Origin of the sequence: Microbispora siamensis (genome assembly GCF_016863095.1) — a bacterium.
In the GTDB taxonomy this organism is placed as follows: domain Bacteria; phylum Actinomycetota; class Actinomycetes; order Streptosporangiales; family Streptosporangiaceae; genus Microbispora; species Microbispora siamensis.
On record NZ_BOOF01000080.1, the window covers coordinates 1 to 26,183 of the forward strand.

At 71.8% G+C, this 26,183-nt stretch carries 18 protein-coding genes and 1 tRNA gene; 5 read left to right on the forward strand and 14 right to left on the reverse strand.

Annotated features, from left to right (window positions below; genetic code table 11):
• Positions 1-453: 453 nt before the first annotated feature.
• Positions 454-849, forward strand: a complete 396-nt coding sequence (locus tag Msi02_RS41260; protein WP_239109309.1) for a hypothetical protein — start codon at positions 454-456, stop codon at positions 847-849.
• Positions 850-854: 5 nt separating this feature from the next.
• Here Msi02_RS41260 and Msi02_RS41265 read toward each other — a convergent pair whose 3' ends face one another.
• The gene (locus Msi02_RS41265) at positions 855-2,450 is read right to left on the reverse strand and encodes an ABC transporter substrate-binding protein (protein ID WP_204053164.1); all 1,596 of its coding nucleotides are present in this window, start codon (positions 2,448-2,450) and stop codon (positions 855-857) included.
• A gap of 176 nt (positions 2,451-2,626) precedes the next feature.
• Here Msi02_RS41265 and Msi02_RS41270 point away from each other — a divergent pair, with 176 nt between their 5' ends.
• A complete protein-coding gene (locus Msi02_RS41270) occupies positions 2,627-4,639 on the forward strand; it encodes a sensor histidine kinase (protein WP_204053165.1) in 2,013 nt (670 codons plus the stop codon).
• Positions 4,636-5,007 carry a DUF742 domain-containing protein gene (locus tag Msi02_RS41275; RefSeq protein ID WP_239109313.1) on the forward strand — a complete coding sequence of 124 codons (372 nt, stop codon included), beginning with the start codon at positions 4,636-4,638 and terminating at the stop codon, positions 5,005-5,007. Before Msi02_RS41270 ends, Msi02_RS41275 begins: the two co-directional genes overlap by 4 nt.
• Positions 5,008-5,016: 9 nt before the next feature.
• Here Msi02_RS41275 and Msi02_RS41280 read toward each other — a convergent pair whose 3' ends face one another.
• The 10 genes from Msi02_RS41280 to Msi02_RS41325 form a co-directional block, all read right to left on the reverse strand.
• A complete protein-coding gene (locus Msi02_RS41280) occupies positions 5,017-6,726 on the reverse strand; it encodes a hydantoinase B/oxoprolinase family protein (RefSeq protein ID WP_204053166.1) in 1,710 nt (569 codons plus the stop codon).
• Entirely contained in the window at positions 6,723-8,723 is a 2,001-nt protein-coding gene (locus tag Msi02_RS41285; RefSeq protein ID WP_204053167.1) for a hydantoinase/oxoprolinase family protein, read from the reverse strand. Before Msi02_RS41285 ends, Msi02_RS41280 begins: the two co-directional genes overlap by 4 nt.
• A gap of 43 nt (positions 8,724-8,766) precedes the next feature.
• Positions 8,767-10,293 (reverse strand): helix-turn-helix domain-containing protein, encoded by a 1,527-nt coding sequence (locus Msi02_RS44205; protein WP_204053168.1) that lies wholly within the window; start codon positions 10,291-10,293, stop codon positions 8,767-8,769.
• A complete protein-coding gene (locus tag Msi02_RS41295; RefSeq protein WP_204053169.1) occupies positions 10,277-11,263 on the reverse strand; it encodes an ABC transporter ATP-binding protein in 987 nt (328 codons plus the stop codon). Before Msi02_RS41295 ends, Msi02_RS44205 begins: the two co-directional genes overlap by 17 nt.
• Entirely contained in the window at positions 11,260-12,078 is an 819-nt protein-coding gene (locus Msi02_RS41300; RefSeq protein ID WP_239109315.1) for an ATP-binding cassette domain-containing protein, read from the reverse strand. Before Msi02_RS41300 ends, Msi02_RS41295 begins: the two co-directional genes overlap by 4 nt.
• Positions 12,075-12,932 carry an ABC transporter permease gene (locus Msi02_RS41305; protein ID WP_079315437.1) on the reverse strand — a complete coding sequence of 286 codons (858 nt, stop codon included), beginning with the start codon at positions 12,930-12,932 and terminating at the stop codon, positions 12,075-12,077. Before Msi02_RS41305 ends, Msi02_RS41300 begins: the two co-directional genes overlap by 4 nt.
• Positions 12,929-13,945: an ABC transporter permease gene (locus Msi02_RS41310; protein ID WP_204053170.1), complete on the reverse strand. Its 1,017-nt coding sequence runs from the start codon at positions 13,943-13,945 to the stop codon at positions 12,929-12,931. Before Msi02_RS41310 ends, Msi02_RS41305 begins: the two co-directional genes overlap by 4 nt.
• 2 nt (positions 13,946-13,947) lie before the next feature.
• Positions 13,948-15,582, reverse strand: a complete 1,635-nt coding sequence (locus Msi02_RS41315) for an ABC transporter substrate-binding protein (protein ID WP_204053171.1) — start codon at positions 15,580-15,582, stop codon at positions 13,948-13,950.
• Between the two features lie 17 nt (positions 15,583-15,599).
• Positions 15,600-17,147 carry a hydantoinase/oxoprolinase family protein gene (locus tag Msi02_RS41320; RefSeq protein WP_204053172.1) on the reverse strand — a complete coding sequence of 516 codons (1,548 nt, stop codon included), beginning with the start codon at positions 17,145-17,147 and terminating at the stop codon, positions 15,600-15,602.
• A 76-nt stretch (positions 17,148-17,223) separates the two neighbouring features.
• Positions 17,224-18,306, reverse strand: a complete 1,083-nt coding sequence (locus Msi02_RS41325; protein ID WP_239109317.1) for an S-methyl thiohydantoin desulfurase family protein — start codon at positions 18,304-18,306, stop codon at positions 17,224-17,226.
• A gap of 342 nt (positions 18,307-18,648) precedes the next feature.
• Between Msi02_RS41325 and Msi02_RS41330 the strand changes: the two genes are divergently transcribed.
• Entirely contained in the window at positions 18,649-19,065 is a 417-nt protein-coding gene (locus tag Msi02_RS41330; protein WP_204053173.1) for a hypothetical protein, read from the forward strand.
• Positions 19,062-22,814 carry an NACHT and WD repeat domain-containing protein gene (locus Msi02_RS41335; RefSeq protein WP_204053174.1) on the forward strand — a complete coding sequence of 1,251 codons (3,753 nt, stop codon included), beginning with the start codon at positions 19,062-19,064 and terminating at the stop codon, positions 22,812-22,814. The genes Msi02_RS41330 and Msi02_RS41335 overlap by 4 nt, the downstream gene beginning before the upstream one ends.
• Before the next feature lie 48 nt (positions 22,815-22,862).
• Here the strand turns inward: Msi02_RS41335 and Msi02_RS41340 are convergent, their stop codons facing one another.
• The 3 genes from Msi02_RS41340 to Msi02_RS41350 form a co-directional block, all read right to left on the reverse strand.
• Entirely contained in the window at positions 22,863-24,116 is a 1,254-nt protein-coding gene (locus tag Msi02_RS41340) for an NAD(P)/FAD-dependent oxidoreductase (protein ID WP_204053175.1), read from the reverse strand.
• 118 nt (positions 24,117-24,234) lie between these two features.
• A complete protein-coding gene (locus tag Msi02_RS41345) occupies positions 24,235-25,776 on the reverse strand; it encodes a PucR family transcriptional regulator (RefSeq protein ID WP_204053176.1) in 1,542 nt (513 codons plus the stop codon).
• A 99-nt stretch (positions 25,777-25,875) separates the two neighbouring features.
• Positions 25,876-25,952 (reverse strand) — tRNA-Met (locus Msi02_RS41350).
• Positions 25,953-26,183: the final 231 nt, after the last annotated feature.

Consider the following 26,183-nt stretch of genomic DNA (forward strand, 5'->3'; position numbering starts at 1 on the left):
TCCGGCACCGCCATGACCCGGTTCGAGAACAACGCCCCCACGGCGCGGGCTATTCCCCGCCGGGGCGGCCCTGCCCCGGGCGTCCGGTTGTCCAACACACCAGCCCGCGGCGACTGTTCCCGCAGGTCGTGACCGGGAGCATGTCCCGCCTCCCGTACGCGGCAAAACGGGCGGGCAAGCGGGGACAACCAGATCCGGCTCTCAGGCATCTACTTAGCGCCGCGGCGGACAGCCGGCATGGCACGGATGATCGGGGAGGCACGACGTGAGGGACGAACGCCGTAAGTGGCCGTCGTCCCCGCGCTCCGCGACGGCTCCACGTGGCCGTCGTCTTCCCACGCAACCGAACGTCAAGCCGCTCGCAATCGCCCCGCGCTACGAAGACGATGCGGAAGTCCCCGTACGGCGCCAACCCGGCCGCCCGGACTTTCGTCGCTGGAGGTGGCCATCATCATGCGGTCGGAGTTCGACGACATCCGTGCCCACATCACCGCCGAGCCGCCGCGCACGGGCGAGTTGCTCGAGCTCGCGCACTCCCTGCTCGACGACCTGGAGCAGTTGCGTATGCGTGAGGCGATCCTGCGCTCGCACTATCTCGCCCTGCTGACGGCGGCGCGCGCCACCGTGGCCGCGGACTCCGCCGGCCACCCGGAGGCGCTCACCTTCCTCCAGCACGAGCTGGCCGAGCACGGGCAGCTTCCCGACGGAGAGCAGGCACAGCGGATCTTGTCGGACGCTGTGGCGGCGCAGTCCATGCTCGCCCACCTCGACGAGCCCGTGGTTCCCCGGCGGTCCCGCACTCCCCGCAGCCCCCGCTGCGGCGGAGTCAGCCGCAGTCTGCGGGGCTGAGCGGCTCAGCCGCCGGGGATGAGGTCGTGCACGAAGACGACGTTGGGGTAGGCCGGGTTGTCGGTGTACCCCTGAACGTTGCCCAGGTAGGCCCGCTGGTAGTTGGACACCCAGGGCACCGCCACCACGGCCTGCTCCTCGATGAGGTTCCTCTGGAGCTCGGCGTACGCCCTCTCGGCGGCGGGACGGTCGTTCGTCACCAGTGACGGCAGACGATCGATCTTCGCGTCGACGTCCCTGTCCTTGAGGTAGGTGAGGTTGAAGGACACCGGCTCGGCGCTGTGGAAGACGTTGAGGAACCACGAGTACGCGTCGGCGTAGTCGGGCCACCAGTACATGACGAGGATGTCCTGGCGCTTGGCCGGGTCGGCCGACTTGCCCTGGTTCCACTGGTCGTTCCACTGCATCGCCTTGGCGTCGAGCTGGACGTTCAGCTCGGCGAGCGCGCTCTTGAGCCTGCGTACGAGCAGTTCCTCGTCGTCGTCCCCCTGTGCGTAGGTCAGCGTCAGGCGCAGGGGGTTGCCGCCCGGGCCGTACCCCGCCTCGTTCAGCAGCGCGGTGGCCCCGCTCAGGTCCTGCTTCTGGGTGAGGCCGGGCGTGTGCCCGAGCAGGCCCTCGGGCACCAGACCGGAGGCGGGCGCCCCGGCCCCCTTGAGCCCGGTGATCAGGCCGTCGTAGTCGATCGCCTTCTGCACCGCCTTGCGCAGCCGTACGTCCGCCAGCGGGCCTGAGGCGGTGTTGAACAGCACGAGCATGTTCTGGAACGACGGCACCTGGAGGGTGCGCACACCCGCGGTCGCGCGGGCCCGCCGGAACAGTTCGGGGTTCAGCCGCTGCACGTAGCTCGCCTCGCCGCGCAGCAGCAGCCGGTACGCCCGGTCCGGGTTGGGGGTGACGCGGAACTCGATATTCCGGTAGTGCGGGCCCTCCCAGCCGCCCCAGTAGCGGTCGAAGGCCCGCAGCACAAGTTCCTTCTCGCGGCCCTTCTTCCAGCTCGCCACGGTGTACGGCCCGGAGCCGGCGTCCCGGCCGGCCTGGAACCACTTCTTGAGGTCGCCCGATCCGGCCGCCTGCGTGTCGTAGATGTACGCCGCGTAGTCGGCGGAGGCGACCAGGTCGAGCGGGGCGGCGTACTTGAGCCGGAACTCCACCGTCAGCGGGTCCTTGACCGTGATCTGCTGCACGGGGTCCCAGATGTAGGCCGCGCCGGCGCCCATCCGCTTGGTGCGCTCGATGGACGCCTTGACCGCGGCGGCGTCCAATGGTCGTCCGGTGTGGAAGACCACGCCGGACCGCAGGGTGAACGTCCAGACCTTGCCGTCGGAGGACGTCTGCCAGCGCTCGGCCAGGCGCGGCGCCGCCCGCCGCGTCCTGGGGTTGTACATCGTCAGCGAGTCGTAGATGTTCTCCATCGCGACGACCTCGTTGGAATACGAGCTCGCCGGGTCCCAGTCGGTGACGATGTCGAGATGATGCAGGTAGACGAAGGTCGAGTCCTTCGTCGAGGGAAGGTTCGCGGCGGAGATCTCCTGGACCTCACCCCCGCCGCATCCCGCGAGGGCCAGCACGGCCATCACTCCCAGCACGAGTAAACGGCGCATGCGTGCGGGTCCTTTCCGTGTCCACCATGATCGACGCTACTGCAAGATCACGATTGGACATGATATTTCCCGCTAATCGATCACAGGTCCCCTCATCCCACCCGCCTCACTGCTAGTCTCTATCCCTGTCGCAAAAAGGTTTTATGTGAGGCTTGTCCCTCACTGGGCGAGGTGCCATGAGTCCGCGCAGGCGTGACCGGCCGATCAGGTCCCGGCTCATCGGCCTGCTGCTCGTACCGCTCTTCTCGCTGGTCGCCCTGTGGGCGGTCACCGCCGGCGTCACCATCGGCGAGAGCCTGAGTCTTCGTACGTACAACACGCTGTGGTCCACGCTGCGGCGGCCCGCCGACTCCCTGATCGTCGACTTGCAGAGCGAGCGCCTGACCACGGCCCGATACCTCGGTTCGCACCGGAAGGCCGACCGCGACGCCATGGTCCTGCAGCGCCAGCACACCGACAAGACCAGGGAGAAGGTCCGCACGCTGGCCCTGTCCAGCGCCTCCCGCTCGGCCACCACTCCGGCCATGCGCACGCAGGTCGACGAGATGCTGGCGGGGCTCAGCCGGATCGACGAGATCCGGGCGGAGATCGACGAGGGGCTGTCGGAGCGGCTGTACGCCATCGAGACCTACAACCTGGTCAGCGACTCGATCTACCGCATGCACTACAGCCTGGCGCTGATCGACGACATCCCGATCTACCAGCAGTCGCGTGTGGTGATCTCGCTCGGGTACGCCAAGGAGCTGCTCACCCGGGAGCAGGCGCTGGAGGCGGCCGCCGGGGCGTCCGGCGGCCTCACCGACGAGGAGCGCAAGCTGTTCACCCAGCTCGTGGGCAACCGCCGGTTCCTCATCGACCAGGCGCTGCCCGAGCTGGACGCAGGCCTGCGGCAGCTCCACGTCAACCTCATCACCACCCCGCTTTACCAGCGGCTGCGGCTGCAGGAAGAGCAGATCATCGCCGCGCCCAAGCTCTCGGCGCGTACGCAGCGGGTATGGCAGTCGACCTCCGACGACCTGGCCGAGTCGTTCCAGAAGGCGCAGACCGAGGCGGCGGCCCTGCTCGCCGAGCGCGCCGCGCCGATCGCCGACTCGATCCTGCGGCGGGCCGTGCTGGCCGGAGGCTTCGGTCTCCTCGCGGTCATCGCCTCGATCCTGATCTCGCTGCGGGTCGGCGGACGCCTCGCCCGCGAGCTGGCCGACCTGCGGCAGGCCGCGCTCGACCTCGCGAACAAGCGGCTGCCGGGCGTGCTGGTCAAGCTCAAGCGAGGCGACGACGTCGACGTGGCCACCGAGGCTCCCCCGCTCCAGACCGCGGGCGGGACCGCCGAGATCCAGGACGTGGGGCGGGCCTTCTCCACCGTCCAGGAGACCGCGGTGGAGGCCGCCATCGGGCAGGCCCGCCTGCAGCGGGGTGTCAGCCAGGTCTTCCTCAACCTGGCACGGCGCAGCCAGACGCTGCTGCACCGGCAGCGGACCCAGCTCCACGGCATGCAGCGCCACACGACCGACCCGGACATGCTGGAGGAGCTGTTCCGGCTCGACCACCTGACGACCCGCATGCGCCGCCACGCCGAGGGCCTGATCATCCTGTCCGGCAACGCCCCCGGCCGCGCCTGGCGCAAGCCCGTCCCGATGTACGACGTCGTACGCGGGGCCGCGGCCGAGGTGGAGGACTACGCCCGGGTGAACGTGCTGCCGATGGAGGACCACGGGCTCGACGGCGCCGCGGTGGCCGACGTCATCCACCTCATCGCCGAACTGGTCGAGAACGCCACGATCTTCTCGCCGCCGCACACCACCGTGTCGGTGCGCGGCGAACTCGTCGGCACGGGCTTCGCGGTCGAGATCGAGGACCGCGGGCTCGGCATGACCAAGGAGCGGCTCGCCGAGCTGAACGAGCGTCTGGCCAACCCGCCGGAGTTCGACATCGCGGACACCGACCGCATGGGGCTGTTCGTCGTCGCGCGCCTGGCCGCGCGGCGGGACATCCGCGTGACCCTACGGCCCTCGCCCTACGGAGGAACGACCGCCATCGTGCTGATCCCATCCGCGCTCATGGTTGGCCCCAAGGATCCCGATCTCGCCCGTCTCGCCGCGGGAGAGGTCACCCCGGAGGACATCATCCTCGCCTCGCTGCAACGGGGGCCGCAGGAGATCGAGAACACCGGCGAGGAGGACCGAAAGTGACGGAACGCATGCAGGACCAGTGGCTGGACGAGGAGGCCGGGCCCATCGTCCCGGCCTACGCCCTGACCCGCGGACGCGTGCGGCCCTCCAGCCAGGAGATCGACCTCGTCGCCATCGTCACCGCGACCGGCGGGCCCACGCCGGTGAGCCTCGGCCCCGAGCAGTGGATGATCCTCAGCCTGTGCGCCCGCCCGGCGTCCCTGGCGGACATCGCCGCGGCGATCGACCTGCCGCTCGGCGTCGTACGGGTGCTGGTGGGCGACCTCCACGAGCAGGGTCTCGTGCAGGTGCGCCCACCCGCCAACGTCGCGCGCTTCCCCACCCCCGGCATCCTGACCGAGGTGATCAGCGGCCTGCGCGCGCTGTGACCCTCTCGGTCAGAGCGCGTGCGGGTAGTGCCGTGCGGCGTGCTCGGGGGTGATGTACCCCTCCCGCAGGTCGGCGCGCACGGCCTCGGGGTCGCGCTCCTCGGGCGGGCCGTACCCGCCTCCAGAGCCGGTGCGCAGGTGCACGACCGCGCCCTTGGGCAGGAAGATCCGCGTCTTCAGCGAGAAGTCCTCGGCGTGCCCGTCGGGATACTCCACCGTGAGCCGGTTGGGCCGGCCCGGGAGGCCGCCCTCCAGGCCCCAGGGGGCCAGCGCGGTCCTGGCCAGGCCCGCGGTGAGGTACTGGTCCTCCAGGATGCGGAAGGACAGGTCGAGCCCCAGGCCGCCGCGGTGACGGCCGGGTCCGCCGGAGTCCTCGGCCAGGGCGAGCCGCTCGATCCGCCAGGGGTTGCGCGCCTCCCACACCTCGGCGGGGGTGAAGCGGGTGGCCGACTCCGAGATGTACATGAGCGCGCTCGCGCCGTCGCCCGACGGTGAGGCGCCCTGGCCCACCGGGTGCGGCGCGCCGTCGGCCCACGGCTCGCCGGTCGCCTCGCGGTTGCCCCACCACACCAGGGCGTTGATGTCCCCGCCGCTGGCGGCCGGCACCGATCCAGGCACGGCCTCGGCAAGCGCCCTGATGATCAGCTCGATGGCGTGGTCGGAGGGGATGCCGTACATGAAGCAGGGCGCCGGCCGTACGGGGTGGAACAGCGAGCCGAGCCGGGTGACCAGCTCAAGCGGGCGGAAGTGGCCCTCGTTGGGCTGCTCGCCGGCCCCCGCGAGGAAGGACACCGCGATCCGGACGGCCGCCACGGTGGACGGCAGCGGGCAGTTGACCGGCCCGCCGACCTGGTCCGGGCAGTCGGTCAGGTCGACGGTCACCGACGAGCCGTCCACGACGACCCGGACGCCGAACGGGATCGGCGTGCCGTTCACGCCGTCGGAGTCGATGACGCTGGACGCCTGGTAGACGCCGTCGGGCAGCCGCTCGAACCAGCCGCGCACCAGCGCCTCGCCGTGGGCGTACATGCGGGCGACGCAGCGGCGGAAGGTGTCCAGCCCGTGCCGCCGCACCAGCGCGCCGAGGGCCTCCGCCCCGGTCCGCGCCCCGGCCACCATCGCGTTGATGTCGCCGATGACCATCTCCGGCATGCGGCTGTTGGCCAGGATCATCCGGTAGACGTCGCTGACCAGCCGCCCGGCGTCGTACAGCTTGACGCCGGGGAAGATCGTGCCCTCCTGGTGGACGTCGACCGTGTCCGTGCAGTACGGATCCTTGCCGCCGATGTCGAGCCAGTGGGCCTTGATGGCGGAGTACGCGACCAGCGTGTCCTCGTGGAAGATCGGCACCACCATCGCCGCGTCCTGGGGGTGGGAGCCGGTGCCGTACGGGTCGTTGTAGAGGATCACGTCGCCGGGGCTGAGCGCGGGGGGACCGCCGACGCCCTCCACGGCCTCCCTGACGCAGAAGCCGAGGGTGCCCATGAACGCCGGCAGCGTCGGGGCCTGCGCCAGCATGCACATGTCGGCGTCGTAGAAGGCGACGGCGAAGTCCAGCGCCTCGTAGATGATCGGCGAGAACGCGGTGCGGATCAGCGACTGCTTCATCTGGTCGGCGGCCGCGTTGAGGCCCTGCCGGATGATCTCGGTGGTGATCGGGTCGGCTCCGTCGCCCAGCCCCGGGTGCACCTCCGCGTATCGGGTGCGGACGATGGTCATGGGCGGTCCTTCCGTGTGATCATGAGACAGCCGCTCTCGTGCGCCTCCACCGCGAAGCCGGCGTCCACGTAGGTGGTCGCGGTCGGCTCCACCACCAGCAGCGGGCCCTCGGCCACGCCGTCCAGGTCCTCCCGCCGTACGACCGGGGCCTCGGTCCAGGCGCCCCGGCGGAACGACCACAGCCGCGTCGTCCCCCGCCCGCCCTCGCCCGACGGCGGGGCCGGCACCATCGGCCGGTCCGCGTCGAGGACCACCCTGCTCGTCGCCCGTACGGTGACGATCTCCAGCGGGTCGGGCAGGGTGTGGCCGAAGGCCCGGTGGTAGGCCTCGGAGAAGCGGGCGGACACGGCCGCCGGGTCGTCCTCGCCCAGCCGCACCGGGATCGTCAGCGTGTGCTCCTGGCCCCGGTGGCGCAGGTCGAGGTCCACCTCGCGTACGGCTCCGGGCTGCGCCAGCCGTTCGAACAGCGTCTCGGTCACCCGCTCGACCAGCGGCAGCGCCTCGTCGTCCAGGGGACGCACCATCGTGCGGGCGGCCGACCGCACGATGTCGGCCTGCACCAGGCCGACGGCGGAGAAGTTGCCCGCGTTGGGCGGCACGACCACGGTGTCCACGTCGAGCTCGTCGGCGAGCAGGCAGCCGAACACCGGCCCGGCGCCGCCGAAGGCGACGACGGCCGCGCCGCGCGGGTCCACGCCCCGCTCCACGGTCACGCCGCGCACGGCCTGGGCCATGTGCGCGGCGGCGATCCTGACCACGCCCACCGCGACCGCGTCCACGCCGTCGATGCCGGTCGGGCCCGCCAGCGGCGCCAGCACGCGGGCCGCCGTGTCCTCGGACAGTTCGATGCCGCCCGAGATGTGCCCGCGGGGGATCATGCCGAGGTGCAGGGCGGCGTCGGTCACCGTGGGCTCGGTCCCGCCGCGCTGGTAGCAGGCGGGCCCGGGGTCGGCGCCCGCGCTGCGCGGGCCGACCCGCAGCAGGCCGCCCGCGTCCGCGTACGCCACCGAGCCGCCGCCGGCGCCCACCGACCGCACGTCCACCCAAGGGCTCTGCAGCGGCAGGCCGACGACCTCGCCCTGGTAGAGCAGCGGGAGCCGGCCGTCCTCGATGAGCGCGGTGTCGAAGCTGGTGCCGCCCACGTCGGCGGCCACTGCCGTGCCGAGCCCGAGCGAGGCGGCCAGTCGGGCGGTGGCGGCGGCCCCGGCCACGGGACCGGACAGGATCGTCTCGAACGGCCGGGCCGCGGCCTCGGCCAGCGCCAGCGCGCCGCCGCCGGACCGGGTCACGAGCAGCTCGCCCGCGAAGCCCCTCGCCCTCAGCTCGCGGTCGAGGTTGTGCAGATAGGGACCCATGCGGTGGCGGACGAAGGCGTCCACGACCGTGGTGCAGGTGCGCTCGTACTCCCGGTACTCACCCGAGACCTCGTGCGACAGCGAGACCGGCCCGGCGAACCCGGCCTGCCTCAGCAGCTCGGCCGCCCGCGCCTCGTGCGCCGGGTTGGCGTAGGAGTTCACCAGCACGATCGCGACGGCGTCCACGCCCTCGGCGGCGAACACCTCGGCGGCCCGCCGCACGTCCTCCGGCTCCAGGTCACGTACGACCGAGCCGTCGGCGGCCACCCGTTCGGTCACCTCCAGGCGCAGCCGCCGGGGCACGAGCGGCGGCGGCGGGGTCCAGAACAGGTCGTATGGGTCGTCGCGGTCGCCCCTGCGGATCTCCAGCACGTCGCGGAACCCGGCCGTAGTGATCAGCCCGACGGTCGCGCCCCGCCTTTCGAGCAGCGCGTTCAGGCCCACGGTCGTGCCGTGCACGAAGTGGCGGCAGCGGGCGAGCAGATCTTGTGGCACGGCCGCGTCGACCGCGGCGAGGACCCCGCGTTCCGGCGCGGACGGCGTGGTGGGCTGTTTGGCGACCCTGATCTCGCCGGTCGCGGCGTCGTGCAGGACGAGGTCGGTGAAGGTGCCGCCGACGTCCACTCCGATGACCGTTGTCATGCCTGGCAACGTAGATCCGGCCGCGCACCGCGTCGATGTGCCCTCACGACGACGAGATCGGCGTTGTTGTCCCCGGGAGACAGTCGTGGTCGAGCACGACGTGGCAGGCGAGCTGGAGCGCGAAGCGGGTCTGCGGGTCGGACAGGTCGGCGTCGAGCGCCTCGGCGATGCGCCTTATCCGGTGGGCCACCGCGTTGGGATGCAGGCTGAGCAGCTCGGCCGCCCTGGTGCGGGAGCCCCAGCTGTCCAGGTAGGCCTTCAGCGTGGGCACCGCGTGGGCGCTGAGCGCTCCGAGGCGTTCCAGTGAGGCGAGCATGTCCCTGGCGGCGACCAGCGCGCTCTCGCTGCCGCTCAACTCCGCGAGGAGCGCGTGGACCCCGAGCCGGTCGAACCGCACGACCTCCCCGGCCGTGGCGCGTGCGGCGGCCGCGCGCGCCTGCGACGCCGTACGGCGCAGCCCGTCCGGCCCCGCCTGGCAGGTGCCGACCCCGACGCCCATGACCGACGTCCACTGTGCTGATGTCCTCTGTGCTCGCGGCGAGTACGGCAGGCCGACGCCGAGAGTCATCCGTTCGTCGGCGGTGAGGAGCACGAGCACGCCGTCCTGCCACCGGGTGACCAGCGGCGGCGCGGACAGCTCGGCCGTCCCGCCGCCCGTATCTGTGAGGTCCGTATCTGTGAGGTCCGTATCTGTGAGGCCCGTATCTGTGAGGCGCAGTGCGCCGGGCAGCGCCGCGGCGGTCCCGCGCGCCTCGCGGAGCACCGGATCCGCCGCCCCGGGGGCCGCGCCGCCGCCGGGGTCGCGCAGGAAGACCGCCACGTGCCAGCCGTCCACGGGCACGCCCTCGTGCCGGGCGCGGCGGGCGGCGACGCGGGTGTCCTTGGCGCCGAGCAGGGCCAGCAGCGCGCGCTCGCGGGCCGCCTCCGCCTCCCGCGCGGCCGCCCGCACCCGGCCGAGCGTGGTCGCGACGACCTGGGCCACGATGGCCGCCGCCGGGTCCTCGCCCTCCCAGCACACGTAGCCGTCCGGCCGGCCGCCGACCCGGATCACGGTCGCGTTGGCCGCCGGGTCGGCCAGGTCGGCGACCACGTACGCGACCCCGACGGAGGCGGACGCCGCGCGCAGGATGTCGTCCTCGCCCGCGCCCTCCATAGCGCCGAGGCCCTCGATGGCCTCGCGCGTACGGCGCAGCAGCAGCCCGGGGTCGGCGCGTACGGCCGCGCTGAGGCCGAGCACGGTGTCCGACAGCGAGTGATCGGAGGCGCCGGCGAGCAGCGCGACCCCCTCCCGCCTGGCCAGCTCCACCATCTCCGGCGAGGTGCCCGAGGGGCCGGGCAGCACGATCCCGGCCAGGCCGCCGCGGCCGGCCAGGCGCAGCGCGTCGAGCACGTCGCACGACCGCATGGCGTGGCGGGACAGGATCGCCAGCGCGCCGGGGGCCGCCGAGGCCAGCTCGCGCATCTCGTCGACGAGGACGACGCTGCCGACCTCCCGGGCGTCCCAGGGCCCGGCGACGAGCGTCAGCCTGCGGCCCGCGGGCGTCCTGAGCAGGTCACTGACGCGGCGCATCGGGGGTCTCACCTTCGTCACGGGGATCGCGGGGAGCCGAGGAGGCCAGGGTGGTCAGCACCTCCTCCGCACGGTGACATGCCACCTTACGCCCCTCGACCTCACGCGCCTGCGGCGTCTCCTCCCGGCATCGGTCCACCGCGAGAGGGCAGCGAAGCCGGAACGGGCACCCCGTCGCCGCCGCGGCCGCCTCGGTCCGCCCGGCCGCGCGCGGCGGCTCGCCGCCCAGGCGCGGCACCGCGTCGCGCAGCGCCCGGGTGTACGGGTGAGCCGGGCGGGTGAGCAGTTCCATGGTCGGGCCCGACTCGACGACCCGCCCGGCGAACAGCACCGACGACGTACGGCACAGCCGCCCCACGACGCCGAGGTTGTGCGTGATGAGCAGGTAGCCGAGCCCGTGTTCGGCGGCCAGCCTCTCCAGCAGGTCGAGGATCCTGGCCTGCACCGTGACGTCGAGCGCGCTCGTGGGCTCGTCGAGCACCAGCAGGCGCGGCTCCACGGCCAGGGCGCGGGCGATGGCCACCCGCTGCCGCTGGCCGCCGGACATCTCGTGCGGCCTGCGGGCGGCGAGCGCGGGGTCGAGCCCCACGTCGGCGAGGAGCGCGGCGACCCGGTCCCGCCGCTCGGCCCTGGACATGCGGTGATGGGTGGTCAAGGCCTCGGTGATCGACGCCCCGGCCGTCATGCGGGGGTCGAGCGCCTCGCTGCCGTCCTGGAAGACCGGCTGCACGGCCCGGCGGAACTCGGCCCGCCCGGCCCTGCCGAGCCCGGCCAGGTCGCCGGCGCCGTACCGGACGACGCCGGATCGCGGGCGCATGAGGCCGAGCAGGGCGCGGGCGAGCGTGGTCTTGCCCGAGCCGCTCTCCCCGATCAGGCCCACTCCGCCCTCGTCCACGGCGAGGCTCACGTCGTGGACCACCGCCGTCGTGCCGTAGGCGAGGGTGACCCCCTCGGCGGCGAGCAAAGTCATGACCCCTCCGCGCGTTCTGGCAGTGCGGGCCCAGCGTCGGGTAGCGCGGGCCCAGCGTCAGGCAGTGCGGGCACCGCGGCGATCAGCTCACGGGTGTAGGGGTCGCGCGGCCGGGTGAACACCTCGGCGGCCGGCCCGCTCTCCACCACGGCGCCGTCGCGCATGACCACGACCCGGTCGGCGATCGTGGAGACCAGCGCGAGGTCGTGGGAGACCAGCAGCACGGCGAGACCGCGCTCGTCGCGCAGCCGCCGCAGCACCGCGACCACCTCGGCCTGCACGGTCACGTCGAGCGCGCTGGTCGGTTCGTCGGCCAGCACGACCTGCGCGCCGAGCGCCAGGGCGAGCGCGATGGCGAACCGCTGGGCCTGGCCGCCGGACACCTGGTGGGGGTAGCGGCGCAGGATCTCCGGGTCGAGCAGCACCGCGCGGACGCCCTCCTCGGCCCGCTCCCGCGCGTCCGCGCCCTTGACGCCGTGGCGGGCGAGCGCGCGGCGCATGAGCGTGCCCAGGCGCATGGTGGGGTTGAGCGCGGCCTGCGGGCTCTGCATCACCAGGGCGGCCCGCGACCCGCGGATGTCCCGCAGCCGCGCCGGGCTCGCCGTGAGCACGTCCACGTCGCCGACGGTGATCCGGCCGGAGACGTCGGCGCCGTGGACGAGGCCGAGCGTGCTGAGCAGGGTGGTCGTCTTCCCCGATCCGCTCTCGCCGACGATCGCCACGCACTCCCCCGCGGCCACGTCGAGTTCGGGGACCGACGCGATCACCCGGTCGCCGATCCTCACGACGAGGTCCCTCACGCTGATCAAACTCATCGCGACAGCCTCGCCCTCAGCCCCTCGCCCAGCACGTTGAACGAGAACGCGGTGACCAGGATGGCGAGGCCGGGGAAGGTCACCACCCACCAGTCGGTGGTGAAAAGCGACTGGCCCTGCTGGACCATCAGCCCCCACTCGGAGGTCGGCTCGTGGGCGCCCAGCCCGAGGTACGACAGCGCGGCGGCGGTGAGGATGACCCCGCCGCCGTCCAGCGACAACTGGACCAGCACCGGCGTGAGCGAGTTCGGCAGCACGTGCCGCAGCACGATGAGCGGGGCGGGCACGCCCAGGCAGCGCGCGGAGTCGACGAAGCCCCGGGTGGCCACGGACGAGGCGACCGACGCCGTGAGCCGGGCGTACCACGGCCACCAGGTGACCGCGATCGCCACGATCACCGTGGTCACGCTGGGCTGGAGCACCACGGCGAGCGCCAGCGACAGCAGCAGCGCGGGGAAGGCGAGGAAGATGTCGGTCACCCGCATGATCACGTCACGGGCCCAGCCGCCGGCGTACCCGGCGACCACGCCCAGGATGACGCCGGCCACGCCGCTGACGGCCAGCACCGCGACGGCGATCAGCAGCGAGGTGCGGGCACCGAACAGGACCCGGCTGAGCACGTCGCGGCCGACCTGGTCGGTGCCGAACCAGTGGGCGCCGCTCGGCGGCAGCAGCGCCTCCAGGGGGTGCGTGGCCGAGCCGCCGTCCTCCGGGTAGGGGGCGATCCACGGCGCGAGCAGCGCCGCGAGCACGACGATGCCCAGCAGCACGGCCCCCGCCACCGCGAGGCGGTCCACTCCGGCCAGGCGCCGCAGCGGCGTACGGCGGAACACGGGCAGAGCGGGGGCCGTCACCGGGCCCTCACCCTCGGGTCGACCACGCCCTGGAGGAGGTCCACGGCGAGGTTGGCGATGACGTACAGCACGGCGACCAGCAGCGTGACCCCGGCGATGGCGGGGGTGTCGAGCGAGCGGATCGAGTCGGCGGCGTACCGTCCGAGGCCCGGCCAGTTGAACACGGCCTCCACGAGGAAGCCGTTCACGATCGAGTACGCGAAGACGAGCGCGATCAGCGACAGCACCGGGTTCAGCGCGGGCCGCAGGGCGAACCGGGTGAGCACCGCGGTCTCCCCGAAGCCGAGCGCGCGCTCGAGCCGGGCATGGTCGCGTGACGACTCCTCGATGAGGGCGGCCCTGGTCATCTGGGCCACCACCCCGGCCGGGTACGCCGCGATCACCAGGGCGGGCAGCACCAGGTGCGACAGCGTGCTCGTGAGGATCGGCCAGTTGCCGGTGATCAGCGCGTCCACGGCCGTGATGTTGGTGTAGAGGTGCAGCGGGCTGGTCCGGTCGAGCGAGGCGTCGTACTCCCCGGCGACGGGGAACCAGCCGAGCCCGCTGGCGAAGACCGTCTGCAGGGCCAGCGCCAGCCAGAACACCGGCACCGACACGGCCAGCATCGACGACAGCCGCACCGACAGGTCGGGCAGGCGGCCCTTGTAGCGGGCGGCGGCGATCCCCAGCGGGATGCCTGCGACCAGCGCGATGATCAGCGCCGCGCCCACGAGTTCGAGGGAGGCGGGGAACGCCTGGAAGAGGTCGTCGCGCACGGGCTGCCGGGTGTGCAGGCTGGTCCCCCAGTCGCCGCCCAGCAGGTCGCGCACGTAGTTCCACAACTGCACCGGCAGCGGGTCGTCCAGGCCGAACCGCCGCCGGGCCTCGGCGAGCTCGGCCGCCGTCGCCTTCGGCCCGGCGTACGCCACGGCCGGGTCGCCGGGCACCAGGCGCATGACGGCGAACGTGAGGACGATCACGCCGGCCACGACCAGGACGGCCTGGCCGAGCCGGCGGATCAGGTACCTCGGCATGATCAGGCGCCGGGCTTCAGGTCGTAGACGAACACCACGTTGGGGTAGGCCGGGTTGTCCACATACCCCTGGACCGACTTGGCGTAGGCCCGCTGGTAGTTCTGCACGTACGGCACGGCCACCGCCGCCTGCTCGTTAATGATCTTGTTCTGGAGGTCGGCGTACGCCTTCTCCGCCGCGGCCTTGTCGGTCGCGGTGAGCGCGGGCAGCTCGTCGATCTCCTTGTCGATCGCCGCGTCCTTCAGGTAGGAGAGGTTGAACTGCACGTTCTTCTCACCGTGGAAGACGTTGACGAACCACGAGTAGGCGTCGGCGTAGTCGGGGAACCAGTACATGATGAAAATGTCCTGGCGCTTCGACGGGTCCTTCGCCTTGCCCTGGTCCCACTGCGTGGTCCACTGCAGCGGCTTGGCCGACAGCTTCACGTTGAGCTTGTCGAGCGCCGAGGAGAGCAGCGTGACCAGCAGTTCCTGGTCGGAGTCCCCCTGGGCGTAGGTCAGCGTCAGGTCGAGCTGCTTGCCGCCGGGGCCGTACCCGGCCTCCTTGAGCAGCGCCTCGGCGCCCGCGAGGTCCTGCTTGGGCGTCATGCCGGGGATGTTGCCGAGCAGGCCCTCGGGGACCAGGCCGCTGGCGGCCACGCCCGAGCCCTTCATCGCCGCCACGAGGCCGTCGTAGTCGATCGCCTTCTGCAGGGCCTGGCGCAGCTTCACGTCCTTGAGCGGGCCGCCGGCCGTGTTGAACAGCACGAGCAGGTTCTGGAAGGACGGCGTCTGCGAGGTCTGCACCGTGTCCGTGCCCCCCGCCTGGGCGAACAGCTGCGAGTTGAGCCGCTGGATGAACGACACCTCGCCGCGCTGCAGCAGCTGCCAGGCGGTGGTCAGCTCGGGCGTGACCCGGAAGGCGATCTTCTTGTAGTGCTGGCCGTCCCAGCCACCCCAGTAGCCGTCGAACGCCTTGAGCGTGAGCTCGGTCTCCTTGCCCTTCTGCCAGCTCTCGATCGTGTACGGCCCGGAGCCCGCGTCATGGCCCTCGCCGAACCACTTCTTCAGGTCGCCGGAGGCGGCCGTGGTGTCGTAGATGTACGACGCGTAGCCGGCCGAGGCGACCAGGTCGAGCGGGGCGGGGTACTTGAGCGTGAACTCCAGCGTCGTGGCGTCCTTGGCCTCGATCTTGTCGACCGCGCCCCAGATGTAGGCCGCCCCCTGCCCCTCCTTGATCGTGCGCTCGATCGCCGCCTTGGCCGCGGCGGCGTCCACCGGCTTGCCCGTGTGGAACGTCGCGCCCTGGCGCAGGGTGAACGTCCACTTCTTGCCGTCCGAGGAGGAGGTCCACGAGGACGCCAGGCGGGGCTCGGCCTTCTTCGTCTGCGGGTTGTAGCGGGTCAGCGACTCGTAGATGTTCTCCATCGCGATGATCTCGTTGGAATACGAGCTCGCGGGGTCCCAGTCGGTGACGACGTCCAGGTTGGGGACGTACACGAACGTGCTGTCGGCCGAGCCTCCGGCCGCGCCGGCCGAGGAGCCGGGCTGCGAGGTGGAGTCGGCGGCGCCGCGGACCTGCCCGCCCGAGCAGGCCGCGGCGGTGACCGTCACGGCGGTCACGGCTCCCGCGGCGAGAAGACGCTTGTGCCAGCGCATGTGAGGGAGTTCCTTTCCTATCCGGCCTGCCGGGCGAGGGGGCCGGCGGCCTTGACGTGCAGGCGCACCGCGGGCTCAGGAAGGTAGCTGAGAGGGATCTCGCTGAGCTCGACGATCTGAACGGTTGCGGGGTCGGCCCCGGCGGCGACGGCCCGCGCGGCCGCCTCCTCCTTGGCGTTGTCGATCAATCTAGCCCTGGAGCTCCCGCCCCCAGAAGCGGGCACGATCGTTTCGAGCCTGCCGCTGGCGAGGGCGATGGCCGCGCCCACGGCGTTGGCCACCTCCGCGTGCGCCGGGCGGATGACCTCACGTGCCCCGGGCACGTGATCGGCCAGCAGGAACGCGCCGCCGCCGACCGCGACGAGCGGCCGGTCGGCCCGCCCGAGCGCGACCCGGTCCACCGCGTCCGCGACGGCCTCGTCGGCCGCCCGTACGGCCCCGGCCAGGCGCTCGTACCACTCCTCGGGGACGGGACGGGTGCCGACCGTCCCCCGCCCGGCCGCCACCGCGGCATCGGTCATGGTGGGGGTGGTGCCGCCGAAGACCAGCGCCTCCGTGCCGATCCGGTAGCCGACCGAGCGCGGCTCCGCCCCGACGATCGTGCCGCCGCCGAGCGCGATGGACAGGATGTCGGGCATCCGGAAGTTGGTCGTGACCCCGCCGATCTCGACCGCCGCGGCCGACTCCCGGGGGAAGCCGCCCACGAGCACGCCGAGGTCGGTCGAGGTGCCGCCGACGTCGGCCACGATCGCGTCCGTCACGCCCGACAGGTACGCCGCGCCACGCAGCGAGTTGGCCGGCCCCGAGCCGATGGTCAGCACCGGGTAGCGGGCCGCGTAGTCGACGGCCATCAACGTGCCGTCGTTCTGCGCGAAGTACGTCTCGACCTCCAGGCCCCTCGCCTCCAGGGCCCCGCGCAGTGCGGCGGTGACGTCGCGGGCCACGCCGTACAGGGCGGCGTTGAGCACGGTCGCGTTCTCGCGCTCCAGCAGGCCGAGCGAGCCGATCTCGTGGCTGAGGCTCACCGGCACGTCGCCGATCTCGGCGCGGATGATCTCGGCGACCCGGTTCTCCTGGTCGGCGCTCGCCGGGCTGAACACGCCGGTGACGGCGACCGCGTCGGCGGGCGTGGTCGCCACGAACTTCCTGACCGCGTCCACGTCGAGAGGCGCGATCTCGCGCCCGTCCACGAAGTGCCCGCCGCGCACGATCGCGGTGCCCGCCGCGACGGTGTCGCGCAGGTCGTCGGGCCACTCGCTGAGCGGCGGCACGGACGTGGTCGCCGGGGCGCCGAGCCGCAGCACGGCCACCCGGCCGAGCGCGCGCCGCTCCAGGATGGCGTTGGTCGCGTGGGTGGTGCCGAGCATCACCCGCTTCACGTGCTTGTCCAGGCCCGGCTCGGGCAGCTCCGCGAGGACCGCGTCGAGCGCCGCGCGCAGGCCCTCGGTCACGTCGGGGCTGGTGGGCCGCTTGGCGGTGGCGAGGACCCGGTCGTCGTCGTCCAGCACCACCGCGTCGGTGTTGGTGCCGCCCACGTCGATGCCGACCCGCAAGGTATTACTCATGCCACCTCCTCGCCTTGCGGCTCGGAGGTGCATTCGCACAATACGCTGTGTTTACTGATTCGCTCGCTGCGCTCGCTCATGCGATCTTCTCCACCGGCAGGTAGTCCATGTCGTAGCCGAACGCCCGCGGGCCCGCCGTCTCCAGGCCCTTCGGCGTACGCCACAGGGGGTCGCAGGGCCAGGCCAGCACGGTCACCCGCTGGCCGTAGCGCAGCCCCTCGGTCTGGATCGCCGTCGCCGTCTGGCTGTCGACCACCGTGATCAGGTCGGGCACCATGGCCCTGACCCGGCCGTCCTCGACGGCGACGAGGTTCTCGTTCTGGATCTCCAGGGTGAGGGTCCTGCCCCGGTCGTCGCCGGTGCCCTCGATCGTCGCCGTGCCCCGGGCGAACCCTCCGGTGGTCCTGCGCTCCAGGTCGGCCAGCTTGCCGGTGATCAGCCGTACCGCGCCGAGCTCGGCGGTCAGGGCGGCCAGCGGGTCGGCGGCGCCCTCGGTCGCCCGGCCGACCGCGATCGCCCGGGTCACCGTGCCCTCGATCACCGCGCCCGCGCACTCCCGCGCGGTCAGCACGTAGTCGGCCATCAGGGCGCTCGACCCCGCGGCCACGCAGACGGCCCGCGCGATCTGCTCCGACCACAGTCCGTCGATCGGCCGGATCGTCACAACGTTGCCGACGACGTCGGACATCACCACGAGGTTGGCCGGGATCCCGGCCACGTACATCGAGACCATCTGGACCTCGGGGAAGGCCCGGCCCATCGCGTCGGCGTCGAGCAGCGGCAGCCCGAGCCTGGCCGCCCATGCCACCGGGGCGACGCCGTTGCCGCCGCCGATCTCCGAGGACATGACGGCGGCGGGCGGCCGGCCGAAGATCCGTTCGATCTCCTCGGCGATCCTGACCGGCTCGTCCGTGCCGTGGACCATCTCGTTGCTGACAGTGGGGGCGCCGATCCCCGACAGCGGCAGCACGAGGGCGTCGCCGGGCAACTCGTCCAGGGTGACCAGCGGCACCTCGCCGTGCTCGCGTATCGCGCGCCGGGCGGCGATGGCGCCGGGGCGGACGTCCCCGCCGCCGCCGGTGCCGAGCACGGCACAGCCGCGAGCCAGCGCGGCGACGTCCTCCAGTGTGATGCGGGCCTGCATGCGGGGAGCCTTCACCACCGGACGGTTCCGCCTCAATGTCGCCAACGACCATCGATGCGGCATTTGTTGTCGTATCACGACAATCCGGGGTGCCTTCCTGGTGCAGGGCGGTCAGCTCGGCCCCGCCGACGGCCGGCCGAAGGCTCCCGGACGGGCGGGCTGGTCCGGCCGCTCATGTCGCCGCCCGCGCCCGGTAGACGTTCCGGGTGTCGCACGAGCGCCCGCGACCGAATTGAGAAATATCATAAATTTCTGGGATTTATCACGAATCAATTCTCGCATTCTCCCATTTGCATGACGCCGTAATTGGGTACGGTGGAATTCGGTGACCGGATTCGTGCCTGTGGGAGGGCGAGGATGGACCCGCTGGTGCTCGCCGCGGCGACCGCGATGGTGACCGCGATGACGACCGAAGGCTGGCAGCAGGCCCGCGAGGCGGTGGTCGCACTGTGGCGGCGGGTGCATCCCGAGCGGGTGCCGGCGGTCGAAGCCGAACTGGAGGAGACGCGTGCGGAGATGGTCATCGCACGTCAAGCGGGCGATCGGCAGGCCGAGCAGGGCCTGGTCGACGACTGGCAGCGCAAGCTGCGGCGACTGCTGGCCGCCGACCCGCGACTGGGTGACGAGCTGCGCCGGATCCTGGACCAGGAGCTGGCTCCGTTGCTGCCCGCGGCCGAACAGTCCCAGGTCCGCGACATCACCATGACGGCCAGGGCATACGGGCACGGGCGCGTGTTCCAAGCGGGCCGAGACCAGCACATCGACGAGAAATGACCCGGCCGTCCCGGCGTCCGGCGGACCACGAGCACGCCGGTCCCGATTTCCACGCCGAGGTTTCCGGCGCGGGCCGGGTTTACCAAGCAGGCCGGGACCAGCACTTCTACTATCAGGACGGAGTCCGGCACCGGCGAAAAGCCCAGACAGGCGAGGTTATCGACCACTGCCCCTATCCGGGGTTGGCCGCGTTCGGGCCCGAGCAGGCCCGCTGGTTCTTCGGCCGGGACCGGCTGCTGGCGGAGCTGACAGAGCGGCTGGATGAGCATGCACGGCGCGGCGGCCCGCTGATGGTGGTAGCTCCCTCAGGGGCGGGCAAGTCATCGCTGCTGCGAGCCGGTTTGATGCCCGCGCTGGAGGACGGCGCCCTTCCCGGGTCGAGGCACTGGCCTCGGTTGTCGTTCACGCCCACGGCCCAGCCGATGGCGGCGTTGACGACGAACCTGGAGGCATGTGCCGGCCTCGGGCTGGAGCAGGCGGGTCAGGTGACCGCGGCGGACCCGGACCTGTGCGCGCGGATGCTGCGCCAGGCACTGCGGACCCGGGCCGCTGGTCAGGACGCTGTCGGGGCACGCATGGTCGTGGTCGTCGATCAGTTGGAAGAACTGTTCACGCAGTGCGCGGACGAGCCCGAACGGCACCGCTTCGTCGATCTGATCACCCACCTGGCCGCCCCCGGCCCTGATGGAACCCCTCCTGTCGCGCTGGTCGTCTGCGGTTTGCGCTCGGACTTCTACACCCCGTGCGCCGGCTACCCCCCGCTACGGGCCGCGTTGCAGGACGGGCAGGTGTTCGTCGGGCCGATGTCGCAGGACGAACTGCGCGAGGCGATCTTGTACCCGGCCAGGGACGTGGGGCTGGACGTCGAGCCGGGGCTGGTCGAACTCCTGCTCAGCGACATGGGGGCCGGCACCGGCGACGGATACGAGGCCGGGCGTCTCCCGCTGCTGGCCCACGCGCTGCGCACCACCTGGCAGCAGCGGCACGGCCACCGGCTGACCGTGGACGGCTACCGGGTCACCGGGGGCATCCAGCAAGCCGTGGCGACCACCGCCGAACGCATCTTCACCGGGTTGGACTCGGCGGATCGGCAGACCGCCCGGGCCCTGTTCCTGCGCCTGGTCGCCATCGGCGACGGCGTCGAAGACACACGGCGCCGCGTGACCCGCAACGATCTCCTCAGCTCGGGCGTCGACCGCGACTCGGCCACAGTGGTCGTGGACGCCTTCACCCAAGGTCGCCTGCTCACCCGCAACCAGGACTCTGTCGAGATCACCCACGAGGCGCTCCTGCACGGCTGGCCCCGGTTACGCGATTGGATCAACGACGACCGCGTCGGCCACCTGACCCATCAGAAGCTGGAAGAAGCGGCAACCGAGTGGGAACGCAAGGGCCGTGATCCCTCCCTGCTGTACCGAGGGGCCCACCTGGAGACCACACGGGCCTGGGCCACCACCCCATCGCATCATGTCCTCACCACCACCGCGCGAGCGTTTCTGGCCGCGTCCACCCGGCTGCGGCGGCGTACCCAACGCCTGCGCACCGGAGCCGTCGCCATCCTCGCCGTGCTCGCCCTGGCCGCCAGCACGGCAGCCGTGTTCGCGGTCGACCAGAACAACAGGGCACACGAACGCGAGCGGATCGCCACGGCTCGGCAGGCGGCAGCCGTTTCGGAATCCTTGCTGAGCACTCGCGCCGATGTCGCCCAGCTCCTCGCTGTCCAGGCGTACCGCCTGGACCAGAACCCGCAGACTCGCGCCGCGCTGTTCCACTCGCGCACGGCCACCCCTCACCTGATGCGATACCTGTACGCGACCGGGTATGTGACGACGATCGCCGCGTCCGGGGACGGAAACGTGATCGTGGCGGGTACTCAGGAGGGTGAGGTTCTGCGGTGGGATGTCGAGGCTCGCGATCGGAAGGTCGTGGCCCGGCTCGCCGGGCGGGTCAGGAGTGTCGGCGTTGACGGCTCGGGCGATCAGATCATCGCCACCGACGGCAAGACGATCACTCGGTGGCGATCCGGGCGGTCCGCAGAACCGCTTCCCCTGCCGCCGCGGGGCGGCACCTCCGTGTCCGTCGGTGTATCACCCGACGGCGAACTTGCGGTCGTCGCCCAGGAGGGCGAAACCATCGATGCGGCGTTTCTGAGCGTCATGGCCGCCGATTCCAACCGATGGTTGACGAAGAACACGCAACAGGCCCCGGACCGAATCGCGTTTCCCAGTTCGTCTGAAGTAGTGCTGCTCGATCTCGCCTACGGATACTGGGAGCGGCGCACCCTGCCCGAGCTGACGACGAAGGCATCCGGTTCGTTGGGGTTCGGGATCTACAACCTGGCGTCAGGGCTCTCACCGGACGGCACGTTCATCAGCTACACCAACGGGGAAACCACCGTTCCCCTCTGGGCCGCACGTGCGAATGCCGATCCCGACCGGTTTGACCACCCCGATCGCACCGCTCTGGTCGAGGGCAGCAGCCCGAACGCGCTCGCGATCAGCCGGAACGGAACGCGGCTGGCCGTCGCCGACACCAGCACCATCTATGTCGCCGCCACTCGAACCGGGAAAGGATCCCCACCCCAGCCGCCCATCGCCTTGACCGGCAACGGGTCCGTGAACGACGGAATCGTGCTTTTCCTCGGAGACGGCGACAGTCGTCTGGTCTCGGCCTCCGACGATCGGCTCACCCTGTGGGATCTCGACAAATCATCATTGTTCCGGGTGCATGGACAGGTCACGGTCGATGGAGCATGCAACGGCTGCCGGGCGCCTTCGATCGCGATCAGGCCGGACGGGCGACAGGCCGCCGTGGTGAGCGGCACCGGAGGGTCGGTGGCGCTGAAGAACCTGGGTTCGCCTGATCAGCCCTTCGTCATTCCGGGTGGCGGGACGGCTCCGCTGTGGAGCCCCGATGGCCGGAAGTTGTTGTTGTTCAACGAGGTGGACGAAACCATCGAGATTCGAACACCCGACGATCCCGACCCGATCGCCCGCTGGCCGTCGCCGGACGATCCCGTATGCCACATGGCATGGTCGAACGAGGCCAGAAATATCATAGAGTTCCACACGTCCGGCCGGATACTGGTCCGCGACATCTCCACGGGAAGCATCCTGCGGACAGTGCCTACCTTGAACCTCCGAAGTTGCCCCCTCAGCGTCGCCATGAACGGCCGGACGATGACCGCGGCGATCATCGTCGGAGTCGAACCCGAAGACAAGAATGAAGCATTCTTCATAGACCTGCGGCGCGGAACAGTCAGGAAAATATCCGAAGGCGCTTGGCGAGTGGCCTATGCCGGCGATCGCACCTTGATCCAGTACATCGACGACCGTCTGGAAGTGCGGGATTCCGAAGCCCGCAGGATTATCCGTTCGCTCCCGGGGGACGATCGTTACATCGGAGAAGTCGTCTCCAACGGCAAGAATCTCGTGATACGCCGGCGTTCTGATTCCACGGCCGTAATCACCGACATCGACTCGGGAAGCATGTTGGGCGTCGTCCAACTGTCCGAGGAATCACCTTACCGAAAGACGGGCATGGCCTTCACTCCAGACGGCCTGACGCTTGTCATGGTGACGGAACCAGCGGATGGAAATCAGACCGAGTTCCGCGAGTTCCCCATCTCAGAAGATTCATGGATCCGTACGGCGTGTCAGGTCGCCGGCCGGACGCTCTCCCAAGCGGATTGGGAGCGGTACATCGGCGGCCCCGCGCCGGAGCTTCCGGCGTGTGCGCCGGGAACCTGAGGACGCGCTCACCGGAGTGCCCCGGCGGCAGGGCCGGAAAGGCGGCGCTCAGCGCAGCGGGTCGAACTCCCGCAGCGCGGCGGGCTGCTTGCCGGTGGTGATCTGCTCGGCGAGGAGCCGTCCGGTGGCCGGGCCGTGGGCCAGGCCCCACATGCCGTGCCCGCCGGCCACGTAGATCCCCGGGGCGTCGGTCGCGCCGATCAGGGGCCGCCCGTCCGGCGTGACCGGCCGGGGGCCGACCCAGACGTCGGTGCGTTCCTCCCAGCGCACCCCCCGCAGCAGGGGGCGGGCCGAGGCGATGATCGCCTTCAGCCGGGCCTCGACGGCCGGGGCGTCCGGGTCCCGGAACTCCATCGTGCCCGCGACGCGCAGCCCGCCCTGGTAGGGCGTGCACGCCACCCGCACGTCCGGCAGGTAGATCGGGCCGGGGACGGGGTGGTCCACCGGCACGGTGAACGAGTAGCCGCGGCCGGCCTGTACGGGGACGCGTACGCCCCAGCGGCCGGCCAGCCGGGACAGCCAGGCGCCGGTGGCCAGCACCACGGCGTCGGCGGACAGGGCGGCGCCGTCCCCGGCCATCACGACGACCTTCTTGGTGTCCGTGCGCACGTCGGCGACCTCGTGCTTCTCGACCGTGGCGCCCCGGGCGACGACGGCCTCGCCCAGGGCGTGGACGAAGCGGCCAGGATCGATGTAGCGCTGCCCGTCGATCCGCACGCCCGCGGTGAGGGCCTCCGAGGCGAGCGGCACGGCCTCGGCCAGTCGCCGCGCGTCCAGCGCGGTGTGGTCGACCGGCTGCCCGGCCTCGGCCATCCGGCGCAGTTCGCGGAGCAGGCCCTCGGCCTGGCGCGGCGTACGGAACCCCGCGGTGATCGGCGCGTCCTCGACGGGGGCGGCCACGCCGTTGCCGGCGAGCACCTCGTACGCCTCGATGCACTCCTCGTTGAGCGGCAGGTTGGCCCGCACGGCCCGGGTCCACGACGACCACCGGCAGTTGGCGGCGAAGCGGGTCAGGAACGCCCACAGTCCCGGATCGACGGTCGCCGGGACGTGCAGCGGCGCGGCCGGGTTGAGCAGCGAGCGCAGGCCGTAACGCAGCACGGAGGGCTCGTTCAGCGGGATGGCCAGGCCGGGCGCGATCCAGCCCGCGTTGCCCCAGGACGCGCCGGCCGCCACGCCCCGGCGGTCGACCACGGTGACCTCCACACCGCGTTCCTGCAGGAACCACGCGGTGGACAGGCCCACGATCCCCGCGCCCACCACGATGACCGACCGCGGCCAGTCGTCAACGCGCTCGGACATGCCCCAACCTCCACACCAGGCGACTGCTTTACCCGGTCAGCATCGCCCGCTCGGCGCCGCGCACCGTTGTAGCGGCCGCACAATCAGCGGGCCCTTGTTGTGGATTTCGGACAACCGCTTATTCGTCCTCGGCGGCCAGAGTGATGACCATGGCGAGGCGCTTGCGCGGGTCGTCCAGGTTCAGTGAGGTCACCTCGCTCATCCTGCGCAGGCGGTTGCGGACGGTGTTGGCGTGCACGCCGAGCCGTTCGGCGGCGACCGCGAGATCGCCCTGGGCCTCCAGCCACGCCCGTAACGTCGCCACGTAGTGGGTGTCGTGGAGGGCGTCGTGCCGGCGCAGCGCGCTCACCGGTCCGCGTGCGGGGACGCGACCCGCGCGCGCCGCGGCGCGCAACCGCTGCAGCAGGATGTCGTCCCAGGACTCGTCGTACGCGGGCGGCCCGCTGGGCGGCACGGCGTGAGAGGCGCCCCTTTCGTGCAGCGCCAGACACTCCTCCGCCTCCCGGCGGCTCGCCGGCAGCTCCGCCGCCTGGGCCGCCGCGCCGATTCCGGCCGCGACGCGCACCCGCGACGGCAGCCCGGCGCCAAGGTTGGCCACCCATTCCCGGGCCGCCGCCGCCCCCGCGTCCGGCAGGATCGTGTAGAGCGTGTCGCCGAGCAGCGTGCTCCTCCCGGGCCTGGACCAGCCGAAACCGGTGGTGGCCCGCTCGAAGGCCAGCAGGAGCATGGCGTGCGGCTCCTCGGAGGTGTGCGTGCGCACGGCCACCACCCGCATCTCCGGCGCGGACAGCCCCAGGCGGCTGACCACGGTCGCGGCGTCGGCGGTGCCCTCCAGCAGCCGGACGACCAGGTCGGACTCCACCTGCCGTTCCAGGTCCGCGCTCGCCCGGGAGCGCAGCAGGTGCAGCGCCACGGTGCGCGCGCCGTTCGCCAGCGCGGTGTGCCGGGTGCCGGTCAGGGGGCTGCCGCACGTCACCCATACGGACCCGAGCAGCTCGCGGCCGGCCCGCACCGCCACCACCATCCGCCCGGTCATGCCGTGCGACGGGTCCGGCTCGACGAAGATCGGCTCGTCCGTCGCCGCCAGGCGGGCGAACACCCCACGCGCCCGGAACATCTCCCGCAGCCGCTCCGGCACCTGCCGCACCAGGATCGTCTCCAGCCGGGCCGGGTCGCCCGCCTGCTGGGAGCGGGAGTACGCGAGCACCCGCGAGAGCGGGTCCTCGATGGTCACAGCGCCGCCGACGGTGTCGGCCAGGCTGTCGGCCAGCGCGAACAGGTCCGTGGGCCCTCGCCCCGACTCGGTCTCCCGCCCTTCCAGTACCAGTCCGTAGACCACCCCGACGAGGTGGCTCCACGAGACGGCGGGGTCGACCAGCATCACCGACACGTCGTGGCTCTCGCCGGCCACGGCCGCCTCGCGGGCGGTCTCGGCTCCCGCCCGCACCAGGACCACGGTGGCCTGCGCCGCGACCGCCCACCGCACCGCCTCGGTCACCGACCCGGCTCCCACGGCCACGAGCACGTCGCCGGTGACCCGGCCGTCGGTGGCGTCCGGCATCGCCACGCTGCGCAGCCGCGCCGAGCGCCGCTCGGGCCGCCCGCACAGCCGCACGCCGTACGCGCCCAGCACGTTGACCAGGCGATCCAACGTGATCATGCGCTACTCCTGCCGCAAGGCGCGACGGATGTTCCCGTACCGGACCCGTGGACGACCGAAGGCCCGGTCTCCGTTTCCGGAGGCCGGGCCTTCGACTCTTGGTAGCGGGGACAGGATTTGAACCTGCGACCTCTGGGTTATGAGCCCAGCGAGCTACCGAACTGCTCCACCCCGCGTCGTTGTGTTTGAAGCTTACCCGCCACCGGAGACAAGTGCCAAATCGTTTGTGGAGTCAGGCGAGTTCGTACGTCCAACCGGAGGCGAGGGAGGAGGAGACCGCGACCTCGCCACCGGAGCGGGTGACGGTGAACGTGGCGGGCTCGCCGGCGACAGGGCGGCCCGCGAACGACCAGAGGCCCGGTCTCCGTTTCCGGAGACCGGGCCTCTGACTCTTGGTAGCGGGGACA

Bases quoted from the DNA above. Each gene is read 5' to 3' on its own strand.
- Msi02_RS41260 (WP_239109309.1), top strand. From the start codon at position 454: ATGCGGTCGGAGTTCGACGACATCCGTGCCCACATCACCGCCGAGCCG.
- Msi02_RS41265 (WP_204053164.1), bottom strand. From the start codon at position 2,450: ATGCGCCGTTTACTCGTGCTGGGAGTGATGGCCGTGCTGGCCCTCGCG.
- Msi02_RS41270 (WP_204053165.1), top strand. From the start codon at position 2,627: ATGAGTCCGCGCAGGCGTGACCGGCCGATCAGGTCCCGGCTCATCGGC.
- Msi02_RS41280 (WP_204053166.1), bottom strand. From the start codon at position 6,726: ATGACCATCGTCCGCACCCGATACGCGGAGGTGCACCCGGGGCTGGGC.
- Msi02_RS41285 (WP_204053167.1), bottom strand. From the start codon at position 8,723: ATGACAACGGTCATCGGAGTGGACGTCGGCGGCACCTTCACCGACCTC.
- Msi02_RS44205 (WP_204053168.1), bottom strand. From the start codon at position 10,293: ATGCGCCGCGTCAGTGACCTGCTCAGGACGCCCGCGGGCCGCAGGCTG.
- Msi02_RS41295 (WP_204053169.1), bottom strand. From the start codon at position 11,263: ATGACTTTGCTCGCCGCCGAGGGGGTCACCCTCGCCTACGGCACGACG.
- Msi02_RS41300 (WP_239109315.1), bottom strand. From the start codon at position 12,078: ATGAGTTTGATCAGCGTGAGGGACCTCGTCGTGAGGATCGGCGACCGG.
- Msi02_RS41310 (WP_204053170.1), bottom strand. From the start codon at position 13,945: ATGCCGAGGTACCTGATCCGCCGGCTCGGCCAGGCCGTCCTGGTCGTG.
- Msi02_RS41315 (WP_204053171.1), bottom strand. From the start codon at position 15,582: ATGCGCTGGCACAAGCGTCTTCTCGCCGCGGGAGCCGTGACCGCCGTG.
- Msi02_RS41320 (WP_204053172.1), bottom strand. From the start codon at position 17,147: ATGAGTAATACCTTGCGGGTCGGCATCGACGTGGGCGGCACCAACACC.
- Msi02_RS41330 (WP_204053173.1), top strand. From the start codon at position 18,649: ATGGACCCGCTGGTGCTCGCCGCGGCGACCGCGATGGTGACCGCGATG.
- Msi02_RS41335 (WP_204053174.1), top strand. From the start codon at position 19,062: ATGACCCGGCCGTCCCGGCGTCCGGCGGACCACGAGCACGCCGGTCCC.
- Msi02_RS41340 (WP_204053175.1), bottom strand. From the start codon at position 24,116: ATGTCCGAGCGCGTTGACGACTGGCCGCGGTCGGTCATCGTGGTGGGC.
- Msi02_RS41345 (WP_204053176.1), bottom strand. From the start codon at position 25,776: ATGATCACGTTGGATCGCCTGGTCAACGTGCTGGGCGCGTACGGCGTG.